This is a genomic window from Aliivibrio sp. S4MY1 (genome assembly GCF_028765545.1).
Classification (GTDB): Bacteria; Pseudomonadota; Gammaproteobacteria; order Enterobacterales; family Vibrionaceae; genus Aliivibrio.
Genome location: NZ_JARACP010000001.1, coordinates 130,961 through 144,838, shown reverse-complemented (window position 1 = coordinate 144,838; position 13,878 = coordinate 130,961). Strand labels below are relative to the sequence as shown.

Annotated in this window: 11 protein-coding genes; 3 read left to right on the top strand and 8 right to left on the bottom strand. The window is 40.7% G+C overall.

The window, feature by feature from the left end; genetic code table 11:
- Window positions 1–4: 4 nt before the first annotated feature.
- The 4 genes from PVK71_RS00750 to phoB form a co-directional block, all read right to left on the bottom strand.
- Window positions 5–2,218: an ABC transporter permease subunit gene (locus PVK71_RS00750; protein WP_274417427.1), complete on the bottom strand. Its 2,214-nt coding sequence runs from the start codon at window positions 2,216–2,218 to the stop codon at window positions 5–7.
- A gap of 75 nt (window positions 2,219–2,293) precedes the next feature.
- Entirely contained in the window at window positions 2,294–3,283 is a 990-nt protein-coding gene (locus PVK71_RS00745) for a PstS family phosphate ABC transporter substrate-binding protein (protein ID WP_274417428.1), read from the bottom strand.
- A 7-nt stretch (window positions 3,284–3,290) separates the two neighbouring features.
- A complete protein-coding gene (gene phoR / locus PVK71_RS00740; protein ID WP_274417429.1) occupies window positions 3,291–4,589 on the bottom strand; it encodes a phosphate regulon sensor histidine kinase PhoR in 1,299 nt (432 codons plus the stop codon).
- 35 nt (window positions 4,590–4,624) lie between these two features.
- Window positions 4,625–5,317 (bottom strand): phosphate regulon transcriptional regulator PhoB, encoded by a 693-nt coding sequence (phoB, locus tag PVK71_RS00735; protein ID WP_130044007.1) that lies wholly within the window; start codon window positions 5,315–5,317, stop codon window positions 4,625–4,627.
- Between the two features lie 213 nt (window positions 5,318–5,530).
- Between phoB and rdgC the strand changes: the two genes are divergently transcribed.
- The 3 genes from rdgC to PVK71_RS00720 all read left to right on the top strand — a co-directional run bounded on the left by rdgC (window position 5,531) and on the right by PVK71_RS00720 (window position 8,331).
- Window positions 5,531–6,442 carry a recombination-associated protein RdgC gene (rdgC, locus tag PVK71_RS00730; RefSeq protein ID WP_274417560.1) on the top strand — a complete coding sequence of 304 codons (912 nt, stop codon included), beginning with the start codon at window positions 5,531–5,533 and terminating at the stop codon, window positions 6,440–6,442.
- 242 nt (window positions 6,443–6,684) lie between these two features.
- On the top strand, window positions 6,685–8,073 hold the full coding sequence (gene trhP / locus PVK71_RS00725; RefSeq protein ID WP_274417430.1) for a prephenate-dependent tRNA uridine(34) hydroxylase TrhP: 1,389 nt from the start codon (window positions 6,685–6,687) through the stop codon (window positions 8,071–8,073).
- A gap of 3 nt (window positions 8,074–8,076) precedes the next feature.
- The gene (locus tag PVK71_RS00720; RefSeq protein ID WP_063667569.1) at window positions 8,077–8,331 is read left to right on the top strand and encodes a YfhL family 4Fe-4S dicluster ferredoxin; all 255 of its coding nucleotides are present in this window, start codon (window positions 8,077–8,079) and stop codon (window positions 8,329–8,331) included.
- 68 nt (window positions 8,332–8,399) lie between these two features.
- Here PVK71_RS00720 and PVK71_RS00715 read toward each other — a convergent pair whose 3' ends face one another.
- From PVK71_RS00715 to grpE, 4 genes are all read right to left on the bottom strand, one after another.
- Window positions 8,400–9,494 (bottom strand): DUF3541 domain-containing protein, encoded by a 1,095-nt coding sequence (locus tag PVK71_RS00715; protein WP_274417431.1) that lies wholly within the window; start codon window positions 9,492–9,494, stop codon window positions 8,400–8,402.
- A 182-nt stretch (window positions 9,495–9,676) separates the two neighbouring features.
- Window positions 9,677–10,819, bottom strand: coding sequence for a molecular chaperone DnaJ (gene dnaJ, locus PVK71_RS00710; protein WP_274417432.1), 1,143 nt, complete (start codon window positions 10,817–10,819; stop codon window positions 9,677–9,679).
- Between the two features lie 340 nt (window positions 10,820–11,159).
- Window positions 11,160–13,064 carry a molecular chaperone DnaK gene (gene dnaK / locus PVK71_RS00705; RefSeq protein ID WP_274417433.1) on the bottom strand — a complete coding sequence of 635 codons (1,905 nt, stop codon included), beginning with the start codon at window positions 13,062–13,064 and terminating at the stop codon, window positions 11,160–11,162.
- 224 nt (window positions 13,065–13,288) lie between these two features.
- Entirely contained in the window at window positions 13,289–13,873 is a 585-nt protein-coding gene (gene grpE, locus PVK71_RS00700) for a nucleotide exchange factor GrpE (RefSeq protein WP_130047809.1), read from the bottom strand.
- Window positions 13,874–13,878: the final 5 nt, after the last annotated feature.

The window sequence follows — 13,878 nt, the reverse complement described above, 5'->3', positions numbered from 1 at the left end:
AAACCTATAAACTACGGTACTTTTCACGTAACCCTTGGCGTATCCATTCAGCCAAAGAGTTCACAAAAAAAGTAAACACAAACAGTAAAAATGCAGCCAAGAAAAGCATTCTAAAGTGGGTACTTCCCATTTCAGATTCTGGCATTTCAATCGCAATATTTGCGGCAAGAGTTCTCATTCCCTCTAAAATATTACCATCCATAATCGGGGTATTTCCGGTCGCCATTAGTACGATCATAGTTTCACCAACTGCCCGTCCTAATCCCATCATTACCGCAGAAAAAATACCCGGACTCGCCGTTAGCAACACCACTTTGGTTAATGTTTGCCATTGCGTTGCCCCTAATGCTAATGAGCCTTCAGATAAGTGTTTTGGTACTGAGAAAATCGCGTCTTCAGCAATAGTATAAATCGTCGGAATAATCGCGGCTCCCATGGCAATCCCTACAACTAAAGCATTGCGCTGGTCGTAACCCACGCCGTTATCACCAAGGTAACTACGTAAATCACCATTAAACAACCAATTTTCGATAACGTACCCATATTGAAAAGTCAGATACCCAACGCCTATCAAGGCCGGGATCAATAATATTGCATGCTGTCCTCGCGGGAGCTTTCGCATGATATGCGCAGGTAATATGTGCCAAATGAACGCAATAATAATCATACTTAATGGGAAGAGTACAAATAAGCTAAATACAGCAACGAGGTTATTCTCAACAATAGGCGCTAACCAAATACCAGCTAATAAACCAATGATCACCGTCGGCAGTGCTTCCATTATCTCAATCGTCGGTTTTACATATCGGCGAACATTAGAAGACATAAAGTAAGCGGTATAAATGGCACTACCAATGGCTATTGGCCCTGCGAAAATAAGCGCATAAAAAGCCGCTTTTAAGGTTCCAAAAGCCAATGGCATTAAACTGAATTTAGATTCAAAATCATCGTTCGCCGCTGTCGATTGCCAAATATACGCAGGCTCTGGATAGCCTTCATACCATATTTTTCCAAATACCGATTGAACACTGACTTCAGGGTGCGGGTTGGTTACCTCAAAGCATTGCCACCCTTTTTGAGTTAATACAATAAGCTTCTCTGCATTGGGAGGCTGAGTTGCCGCCAATACTTCTTCATTAAACAGATGCTGGCTATACAGCGCTTTTTCTGTTGTCGTGTGAACTAAAGATACATTGCCTTTAGCATCAATAATAGTCACGCCTTTGCGGTAAACCTCTGGTGCTAATTGCTTGATCGGGGCATCTACATTAAAGGTTCTAATTAAGGTTAATTGACGTTTTTCATCCTTAATCGTATCAAACCACTGAGATAAGCTACCATTGTCAAATTGGACCAAAACTGAATGAGCGCCAGATAATAACGTCAGTTTCTGTGCAGACTCTTTTAATGCAATACGCTCTCGTAAATTGGCTTTATGATCTTTTAATGTCCAAACTTGTAGCTCATGTTGATATAAAAAATACAAAAAATCATTATTTGGAGTGATCACCATGGATAATAATTTTTTCGTCTTATCTAGAGCATCCCCTTCAAACTCAATCGGGATTGCCTTCCAAATGGACTCCCCTGTCATTTGGTTAATCACACTATCAAGTTCAACCCCTAACAATCGCTTATCTTTAGTTTGTGCTAAAACAACCCCTTCGGTTGCCGTTAAGCTAAGCGCAACTTGCGTAAGCTCCTTCTTTTGTTCATCAATTTGAATCAGAGGAAATGGAGTAAAGCTTTCAACATAAGGAATAAGTTGGCGAAGTCCTTGTTTATAATTAGTTTGAAAGCCAATTTGAGCGAACTGAACTTGACCCTTTGCATCCCCAAAAGCGAACCAATCTTGGCTTTCAATGGTGGCAGCAAAAGCCGTTGGATTCGTGATGATTTGTGTTTCACTGACCTGCTTCTTATTAAGAAGAACAATAAACTGAACTCGACCTTTATCATCAATTCGGTAGGCCATTTTTCCTTGCTCATCAGAGCCAATAGCAAGGGTAGCATTATCATATGATGCTGAATATTGAGATAGAGGTTCAACCGTTACAGAAGTAAAAATAGGCGCAATAACCGCCAATAAATAAAAACAGATAAGCATAAGAGCTGCGATGATCCCTATGCCACTGGATTTCACCCAAATACGCATAATCAGATCGACAACATAGCGTTGCCTGTCTCGGATAATCTGATTAGGTTTGGCGTATGCCATGATGAGATAACCTCTGTATTTATTAAATGATTGTTTACGTATTTTTCAGTATAGGAATGACACTATAATGACAACTTAATGGAGATCTAATTTAGAAAGCTCTTGTAAGACAAAACGTTCCGATAATGCGATATAACCATCCTGCTCAACTCTTTTCTGCCCTTCTAATGACAACATATAACGAATAAATTCGGTTTCTAAAGGCTGCAGTTTGGCTGTTGGTGACTTATTGATGTAAATATATAAAAAACGAGCTAAAGGGTATTGACCACTAATAATATTGTCAGTACTTGGTTCAATATAGTTCGTCCCTTCCCTTGTAATTGGCAACAACTTCACACCCGACATGTGATAACCAACACCAGAATAACCAATGCCATTTAATGATGCAGAAACACCTTGAACCACGGATGCTGACCCCGGTTGTTCGTTGACATTCACTTTAAAGTCACCGTTACATAAGGCGTTCTTTTTAAAGTAACCATAAGTACCAGAGACTGAATTTCGACCAAATAATTGAATTCGGTGTTTAGACCAACTACTGTTTACACCTAAATCTTGCCAACGATTAATGGGTTTTACAGAACCACATCGTAATGTTGCCGAAAAAATAGCATCGAGCTGACTAAAGTTAAGTCCTTTTATTGGGTTATCTTGATGGACAAAAATTCCGAGCGCATCAATAGCAACTCGGATTTCAGTTGGTGGGTAACCAAATTGGCGTTCAAATGCAGCTTTTTCACTTTGCCGCATCCGCCGACTCATAGGACCAAATTGAGCCGTACTTTCAATTAATGCTGGTGGTGCCGTTGACGATCCTGATGCTTGAATTTGAATATTCACATTAGGATAAATACGTTGAAAATCTTCAGCCCATAAGGTCATCATATTCGCTAACGTATCTGAGCCGATTGAGGATAAGTTACCAGAAATTCCAGCAACTCTTTCATAAGGAGCTAACTTTCCATCGTAAGAAAACGCATTTGATATAAATCCCAGCCAAAGTAATCCCACGGGGATCAATGCCCTAAACCATCGCTGCTGTTTATAGTGCGTCTTCTTCATTATTCCATTACTTTAAAATCAATTTTTTAGGGAGAACAAACGAGAAAGTACTTCCTTTACCCAGTTGGCTCTGTATTTCTAATTGTGAGTCATGATGACTAAGTGCATGTTTTACAATTGCAAGTCCAAGCCCACTACCACCAGTATCCCTTGAACGAGCCTTATCTACGCGATAAAAACGCTCTGTTAATCGAGGAATGTGCTGCGGTTCAATTCCTTGCCCACCATCCTTTACGCTTAATTTAGCCCCTAGGTTGGTTGCCTGCCACTCAACAATAATATCTGCACCATCAGTCGTATGTTTTACCGCGTTATAAACCAAGTTTGAAATCGCACTGCGTAACTGATCTTCATCCCCTAATACTTTAAGGCGAGGATCGACATCAAAACGAATATTGTGATTACGCTCACCACTTAATGCGATGGCTTCTTTTTCTAAAATATCTAACATAGAAGGCACATCAACATGATCTTCTAGCTGAGAAGTCGCTGCGGCTTCAATTTTTGAAAGCGTCAGTAATTGTTCAACCAAGCCTTCCATGCGTGATAATTGCTCAGTCATCACCCCATGTGCTCGGTTCCACATTGGGCCAACCAACATATCTGGGTCTTCCGACATTTCTAAATAACCACGAAGTACCGTCATTGGTGTACGTAGTTCATGAGAAACGTTAGCAAAAAAGTTACGGCGCATGCCTTCTAATTGTTTAACTTGTGTCACATCACGAACCACCATTAAAAATTCACCCTCACTATACGGCACAATACGTATCTCAAGTGTCTTATCCGTGTTAATTGGTGATGGCATATCTAATGGAATATCAAACTGTTGATCTATTAAATATTGAACAAAATCAGGGGTTCTAATTAAGTTGGTAATAGGATGCCCTGAATCGTCAGGCCAACGGAATCCCAGCAGCGATTGAGCTAGGCTATTACACCATACGATATTACCTTCGTGACGAAATACCACTACAGCATCAGGCAGTGCTTCCGCCCCTTGTCGAAAGCGACGAATTAACGCAGACAGCTCTTTACGACGTTTTTTATGACGTTTTTGTAAACGATAAGTCTCATCAAAAATCGGCTCCCAACTCCCTGAAGCTGACGGTGGTGTTGCTTTTCTTCCCTCATGCAGCCAGCGCGACATTTTAATTTGATTATGTAAATGCCAAATTAATAAAATAAATGAAGCAAGGAATAATAGTGGCCATAGCGCATCAAATAAATACCCAACAATCACCCAAGGTACGTAAAAAAACGCCAGTTCTCCAACGAGCTTTTTCCATGAGAGACGTTCAACCATGTATTTTACCTTTTGCTTCTATTTATATTTAAGAATTAAGACGTTTGAACAGAGAAACGATAACCCGCTCCACGAACGGTTTGCACTAAGCGATCATGCCCTTCCATTTCTAATGCCTTGCGTAAACGACGAATATGAACATCAACGGTACGATCTTCTACATATACATTCGTACCCCAAACATTATTCAATAGTTGTTCGCGGCTGTATACACGCTCTTGATGAGTCATAAAGAAGTGCAGCATTTTAAATTCTGTCGGCCCCATATCTAATGCTTTATCATTGGCTGTAACACGGTGTGATACTGGGTCTAATTTTAACCCTTGAACATCAATCAACTCTTCAACAGAGGTTGGGGATACTCGACGAATAACAGCCTTTAATCGCGCCATTAATTCTTTTGGTGAAAATGGTTTTGTAATGTAATCATCTGCGCCCACTTCAAGACCGCGAACTTTATCTTCTTCTTCGCCGCGAGCTGTTAGCATGACTACTGGGATTTTTTTCGTAAATTCATCGCGCTTAAGGTGCTTGATTAAATTGATGCCTGAGCCACCTGGCAACATCCAATCTAACAAAATTAAATCAGGGTAAGGTTCGCAGAGTAAGCCAAGTGCTGTGTCATAATCTTCTGCTTCTATTGGCTCATATCCCTTTTGCTCTAATACAAAACACAGCATCTCACGGATTGGCGCTTCATCTTCTACTACAAGTATCCTTCTAGACATTCTTTTTACCTAAATTAGCCAACAAAATTTATAACGCTATTATTAAAGCTAATTATGACACTTTTGTGACTATTGAAAAGAAAAGTTCATATTCTCATCAATGAAATTCTATCTCAGTGTCATTTATCTAAGATCCTGAAATCTATACAAGCAATATTCAACAAAATCTCCTATCATAAGCGCACTTAAAAAAGACAGGAATTCAGCAGCATGATGTGGTTTAAAAATTGTTTAATTTATCGTTTTACTAAAGAAGTTGATCTCAATCCTGAGCAACTTGAAAAACAACTGAACGATTTCCGTTTCACACCTTGCGGTAGCCAAGATATGCAAAAGTTTGGCTGGGTAACTGCAATGGGCCGTCATGGTGATATGCTGACTCACGTAGCAAGTAAAAATATTCTTATCTGTGCCAAGAAAGAAGAAAAAATGTTACCCGCGTCAGTGATTAAAGAATCAATGAACGCAAAAATTGATGCGATGGAACTAGAGCAAGGCCGCCCTCTTAAGAAAAAAGAGAAAGACTCTATCAAAGATGACATCGTGATTGATCTTCTTCCACGCGCTTTCAGCAAGCACCAACAAACTTACGCATTAATCTTGCCTGAATCAGGTTTTATTATTGTTGATGCGGGCAGCTACAAAAAAGCGGAAGACGTATTAGCGTTGCTTCGTAAATCTATTGGCAGCTTACCTGTTGTTCCTCTTACTTCAACGCAACCTATTGAAAATGCATTAACTGAGTGGGTTAAAACAGGCACAACTCCTCAAGGTTTTGAGATGGGGGAAGAAGCCGAACTAAAAGCAATTTTAGAAGATGGCGGTGTGATCCGTTGTAAGCAGCAAGAATTAGTGTGTGATGAAATTCACGCTCATATTGATGCGAACAAAGTGGTAACTAAGTTAGCACTGACTTGGCAAGAACGTTTAGAGTTTATTCTTGCGGATGACTTATCGCTAAAACGTTTAAAATTCAGCGACGAAATTAAAGATCAAAACGAAGACATTGGTTTTGAAGATAAAGCAGCACGTTTTGATGCAGATTTCTCGCTAATGAGTTCTGAGCTTGATGCACTATTGCCTGATCTTTTCAAAGCACTTGGTGGCATTGAAGAGAAAGAATAAGACGATACGCTTCGCTAACTATAAACGCTTCGCGTCTAGAAACTATAAAAGCAATACGCTGTCTGCTCTTATAGTTTCTAGTTAGCGTAGCGTATAGTCTCTATGCCTATGACTCTTGTTTAAATACAAATCCCCGTCCTCAACCCTAGCACTTCTCTCACTTTCCATGTAAAATCCGGCCTCCTTCATATCCACGTGATATGACCTGACCTGAGATCAGAATACAACATTGGGAAGCAATCATGTTTAAGCCAGAACTACTTTCGCCTGCGGGCAGCCTTAAAAATATGCGTTACGCGTTTGCCTACGGTGCAGATGCCGTTTATGCAGGCCAGCCACGTTACAGCCTTCGTGTTCGTAACAATGAATTCAACCACGAAAACCTACAGATCGGTATTAACGAAGCGCACGCACAAGGTAAAAAGCTGTATGTGGTATGTAATATTCAACCACACAACTCAAAGCTAAAAACCTTCATTCGTGATTTAGCGCCAATCGTTGCGATGGGTCCTGACGCATTAATCATGTCAGATCCTGGTTTAATCATGATGGTTCGTGAAGCTTTCCCTGAAGTAGTTATTCACCTGTCAGTTCAAGCCAATGCGGTTAACTGGGCAACAGTGAAATTCTGGGCAACTCAAGGTGTTGAACGAGTGATCTTATCTCGTGAATTATCACTAGAAGAAATTGAAGAGATCCGTGAGCACTGTCCTGATACAGAACTAGAAATTTTTGTACACGGCGCATTATGCATGGCGTACTCTGGTCGCTGCTTGTTATCTGGCTACATGAACAAGCGTGACCCTAACCAAGGTACATGTACTAATGCATGTCGTTGGGAATACAAAGCGGAAGAAGCAAAAGAAGACGAAAACGGCCAAATCGTTGAAGCTAACCCTACAGGTGTTGAGATCCAAGATGTGGAGGTTCAAAACGAGCGTCCAGATAACACATTAGGTCTAGGCAAACCTACTGACGAAGTGGTTCTTCTTTCTGAAGCACACCGCCCTGAAGAAAAAATGGCAGCATTTGAAGACGAACATGGTACTTACATCATGAACTCTAAAGATCTTCGTGCTATCCAACACGTAGAACGACTAACTAAGATGGGTGTTCACTCACTTAAAATCGAAGGCCGTACTAAGTCTTTCTACTACTGTGCACGTACTGCACAAGTATATCGTAAAGCGATTGATGATGCCGTTGCCGGTAAACCATTTGATGAAAGCCTAATGGGTACGCTAGAAAGCCTAGCTCACCGTGGTTACACAGAAGGTTTCCTACGTCGTCACACACACGATGCATACCAAAACTACGATTACGGCTACTCTATCTCTGATTCTCAACAATTTGTTGGTGAGTTTACAGGCAAACGTCGCGGTGATTTAGCGGAAGTTGATGTTAAGAATAAATTCCTAGTGGGCGACTCTGTTGAGATCATGACACCACAAGGTAACCTGACTCTGACTCTAGATGTGATGGAAAACCGTAAGAGTGAAGCAGTTGATGAAGCAAAAGGCAACGGTCACTTTGTATTCATTCCTGTTCCTGCAAACGTTGATCTAGAATACGGTCTACTAATGCGTAACTTACACACGGGTGAAGATACTCGTAACCCACACGGCAAGTAAGTAATGGCGTTATTGATCAATAAGAAATGCATTAACTGTGACATGTGTGAACCTGAATGCCCAAATGAAGCGATCAGTATGGGTGATGAGATCTATGAAATTAACCCAGATCTTTGTACTGAATGTAAAGGCCATTACGATGCGCCAACGTGTCAGTCAGTTTGCCCTATCAGTAACTGCGTTATTTCAGATCCAAACAACGTAGAAACAGATGAAGAGTTACTAGAGAAATTCGTTAAGATCCAAGGTCTAGCGTAATAACAGCTAATCATTTGAACTAATTGAAATAAAAACACCCAGCGATATCACTATCTCTGGGTGTTTTTTTATTTTGTCACAAGACCATACGGCTTACTTTTAAATACCTTTGGTTCATTTTGAATTGTCGGTGCTGCATGTGGCGTTTGCCAATTAAGTAGCATAATCGCTAATACATTACGGTGCTCACCTTCAGTTAAATCCGTGCTGTTTGATGTTGATGGCACCATGTTCTTCTCACGGTTAATGGCGTTTTGAATGTGTTTTTGTGTTTTATAGACTACAGGGTCATCCTCTAACCCTGCTAATAAGAACGTAATTCCTACTTCTGAAATAATGTCTTCTTTTGTTCTCTTTAAGATAGTATCGATATTATTACGCAGGTAGTCGTATATCCATTGATGATCAGACTCTTTTAGGGGGTATTGATAATATTGAGAGTCGGCTAATAAAATATGCGTTAAGCCATAGATTTTATTACCATACTGCTGCTTAGAAAGCGCTGCATCTTTATTATCTGGGTAGGCTAATTTGAATGCTTCAACAAACTCATCAACCACATCCTGCTCACCTAATTGACGTAACCAATAAACTTGGTTCGCTAGCTGAGCTGCCCACGCTTTAATCATCGCTTCATCAGTCGCGTATTTTTTAAAATCATAACGACGGATAATTTCTCGCAACTGTTTATCGTTACGATGCTTTAAACCATATTCATTAGCACGAGCCATTGAGCCAAGTAAATCCACACCAAGATAGAAATACTCAGGCATATTTTTTGTCGCTTGGTAACGTAAAGTACTACGAATGTCAGTGTCATCAACATAGCTACTTAATCGCTTTTGAGAATAGATATCTATTTGTTCGGGCGTATGAACTTCCGAAGAGAATTGATTAAGTCTACTTGCCACTCGCGCCATATCAGACCAAACCGCCGCTGAATATTTAGGGTCCATCGTTTGACGATACATTCGTAAACCATAGTGACCAGCTTTAAATGCCGATAGAGTATAGAGTTGGGTTTCATAAGTATGACGAATAGACGCCGCATCCTGCTTGAAGCTTGGTACTGTTTTTCCACCTTGCATAATTTCTGCATTAGCAGTAGTTAAACTAAGCAGTAAAACAATAAATAGCGATAACGTCCGTTTAAATAACACCATGTCGACTCTCTCATCTATTAAGAAGCTAAAAACATAATTGGTTACATAATAAACGAGAAGTATAAGTAATGGTCAAAAAAGTGTAAATAAACCGTACTTTATTATTTTTTTTTGGCATAAAAAAAACCTAATGATATAAAATTAATATCATTAGGTTTCGATTTATTTATTGATGGCTAAACTTATTTAGTTAAATCATCAAAAAAGTTTTTTACACCTGATAAGAAGCCTTCAGATTTCGGGTTGTGCTTTTTCGCATCTTTCCCATCAAAAGATTCTTGGAATTCTTGAAGCAGCTCTTTTTGACGCTTAGTCAGTTTAACTGGAGTTTCAACAATCAGTTTAACAATTAAGTCACCTGTACTGTGCGTACGAACGCCTTTCACACCTTTACCACGCATACGGAACATACGGCCCGTCTGTGTTTCTAGTGGCACTTTTAGGCTTACACGACCATCAAGAGTAGGAACTTCAACTTCGCCACCTAATGCTGCCATCGTAAAGCTTACTGGCACTTCACAGTATAAGTTGTTGCCGTCACGCTCAAAGATATTGTGCTCTTTTACGTGCACTTGTACGTATAGATCGCCTGCTGGAGCACCGTGCTCTCCCGCTTCACCTTCGCCAGATAAACGAATGCGATCGCCAGTATCAACACCTGATGGGATCTTAACATTAAGTGTTTTCGTTTTTTGAACGCGACCTTCACCATGACAAGAGTTACATGGGTCTTTAATGATCTTGCCTTTACCATGACAAGTAGGACAAGCCTGCTGTACAGCAAAGAAACCTTGACGCATTTGAACTTGGCCATGACCATGACAAGTGCTACACGTTGATGAAGAAGTGCCTTTCTTAGCGCCAGTACCTTCACATGGTTCACAAGACACTAATGTTGGTACTTCAATCTCTTTATCACAACCACGAACCGCTTCTTCTAGCGTAAGTTCCATGTTGTAACGTAAATCTGAACCGCGTTGTGCACGTTGTTGACCACCGCCACGACGACCGCCACCAAAGATGTCACCAAACACATCGCCAAAGATATCGCCAAAGTCACCTTGACCGCCACCGAAGCCGCCACCGCCCATGCCACCTTGCTCAAAGGCTGCATGACCGTATTGATCATAAGCTGAACGTTTTTGAGCATCCGTTAAGATCTCATACGCTACTTTTACTTCTTTAAACTTTTCTGGCGCTGTTTCATCGCCCTGATTACGGTCAGGGTGGAATTTCATCGCTAGACGTTTATAGGCTTTCTTAATATCACGCTCTGAAGCATCACGGCTTACACCCAATACTTCATAAAAATCACGTTTAGACATGCTCTGGTCACCAATTCTTTTGATACTGCCGGCAGTGACACCATCAGTATGAGTTCAATCTAGATAATTAGGATCAGCACAAACCGAAAGTGATTATCTAGATTGACCTAATTACAAATTTGCGGGCGGTAGAGAAAACTCCAACGCCCGCAATATATTTTTTCATTCGAAGCATTCAAGATATAAGGCTTTTGCTCTTTTCTTAAATGACTAAGGCAATGATTTCTTTAAGCTAGAAGTGTTAAGTCCAAGGAGAAAGCACGCCATTTCTTAGCAAACAAAAGCGCGAACGCAAATGAGTACTTTTAACGCAGGAATTAACCCTTCTAGCGACAAGAAATTACTTGTCTTTTACTTCTTCGAACTCAGCGTCTACTACATCATCTTCTTGCTTAGGTTGCTCACCTGCGTCAGCACCTTGTTGTGCTTGAGCTTTCTGTTGAGCGATTTCCATTAGCTTTTGTGCTGCTTGCATTAGCTCTTGAGTTTTCGCATCGATTGCTTCTTTATCATTGCCAGACTTAACTTCTTCTAGCGCTGTAATTGCTGTTTCGATTTTTGTTTTCTCGTCAGCTGGAAGTGCATCGCCTGCTTCTTCGATTTGTTTTTTCGTACCGTGGATCATTTGATCCGCTTGGTTACGTGCTGTTACTAATTCTTCGAACTTTTTGTCCGCGTCTTTGTTTGCTTCAGCTTCTTGTACCATTGCTTCGATTTCTTCGTCTGTTAGACCACCTGAAGCTTGGATTGTGATCTTCTGCTCTTTACCAGTCGATTTATCTTTTGCAGATACATTTAGGATACCATCAGCATCTAGGTCGAATGTTACTTCGATTTGTGGCATGCCACGTGGTGCTGCTTGGATACCTTCTAGGTTAAATTGACCTAGAGATTTGTTGTAACTTGCTTGCTTACGCTCACCTTGAAGTACGTGGATAGTTACCGCACTTTGGTTGTCTTCAGCAGTAGAGAACGTTTGATCCGCTTTTGTTGGGATTGTTGTGTTCTTCTCGATTAGCTTAGTCATTACGCCACCCATCGTTTCGATACCGAAAGACAGAGGAGTAACGTCTAGTAGTAGAACGTCTTTAACGTCACCTGCTAATACACCACCTTGAACTGCAGCACCCATTGCTACTGCTTCATCAGGGTTCACGTCACGACGTGCTTCTTTACCGAAGAATTCAGCTACTTTAGCTTGAACCATAGGCATACGTGTTTGACCACCAACTAGGATTACGTCAGTGATTTCGCTTACTGATAAATCAGCATCTGCTAGAGCTACTTTTAGTGGTTCAAGTGTACGAATTACTAGGTCTTCAACTAGAGATTCTAGTTTTGCACGAGTCACTTTAACGTTCATGTGCTTAGGACCAGTCGCATCAGCAGTAACGTAAGGAAGGTTTACGTCAGTTTGTTGAGCTGAAGACAGTTCAATCTTCGCTTTTTCTGCTGCTTCTTTAACACGTTGCATAGCAAGAGGATCAGTTTTAAGATCGATACCTTGCTCTTTTTTGAACTCATCTACTAAGTAGTTGATCATGCGGTTATCGAAATCTTCACCACCTAGGTGAGTGTCGCCGTTTGTCGCAAGCACTTCGAACGTTTGCTCGCCATCAACGTTATCGATTTCAATGATAGAAATATCGAATGTACCACCACCAAGGTCGTATACAGCGATAGTGCGATCGCCGCCTTTTTTGTCTAGACCGTAAGCTAATGCTGCTGCTGTTGGTTCGTTGATGATACGTTTAACATCAAGACCTGCGATACGACCAGCATCTTTCGTTGCTTGACGTTGAGCATCGTTAAAATAAGCAGGTACAGTAACTACTGCGCCAGTCACTTCTTCGCCTAGGAAGTCTTCCGCTGTTTTCTTCATTTTCTTAAGAATTTCAGCAGAAACTTGAGGAGCAGCCATTTTTTGGCCTTGCGCTTCAACCCAAGCATCACCGTTGTCAGCTTTAACGATTTTGTACGGCATGATTTCGATATCACGTTGAACTTCTTCGTCTTCAAAACGACGACCGATCAAACGTTTAATCGCAAATAATGTGTTTTGTGGGTTAGTAATCGCTTGACGCTTAGCTGGCTGACCTACAAGAGTTTCGCCATCTGTGTATGCAATTACCGATGCCGTTGTACGTTCACCCTCTGCATTCTCTAAAATACGTGGCGTATCGCCATCTAAAACAGCAACACAAGAGTTAGTTGTACCTAAGTCAATACCAATGATCTTACCCATCAGGTTATCTCCAATTTATCTATTTAAACTCACCCAAAACAACTTGAGTAAAGGTTGGGACTGAATCCCATAATTCATTCTATGAGTAATAAATAAGGGCGCTAAATCACAATTCAAGGGAAACAATAAAAAAAACTGTATTTTTTTTCCAAAACAATAAAAAAGCGGCATCATCACTGACACCGCCTATAATTTAATCGCTAGATTGTTTAATACAACTGCAATTATTGAGCAACCATTACCATCGCTGGACGTAATACTTGTTCATTTAATGTGTAGCCTTTTTGCATCACGATCATAACAGTGTTTGATTCGTGATCTGGGCTTGCTTGCATACCTATCGCTTGATGAAGCTCTGGGTTAAACGCTTCACCTACAGGATTAATTACCGTTAGACCAAATTTTTCAATGGTAGAGATAAATGTTTGTAGAGTTAGCTCCACACCCTCAAGCAGTGCTTTAGCCGCTTCACTTTCTTTATCACCGCTTTCTAATGCACGCTCTAAGTTATCAATAACAGGAAGCAATTCACCAGCAAATTTTTTCAAAGCAAATTTACGCGCCTTATCAATATCGCCTTCTGCACGACGACGTACATTTTGCTCTTCTGCTTTAGCTCGTAATACTGCATCTTGCTGCTCTTTAAGCTGCGCTTGGCTAGCAAGTAATGCTGCTTCTAATTCAGCAATTTTTGCTTCTTGGCTTTCTTCAGCCGTTTCATTCCACTCAACATCGGCTTCTGAGCCTACTGCTTCAACATGCTCTTCCACTACTGCTTCTTCATTTACTTTATTTTCTTCGTTACTCATTACTG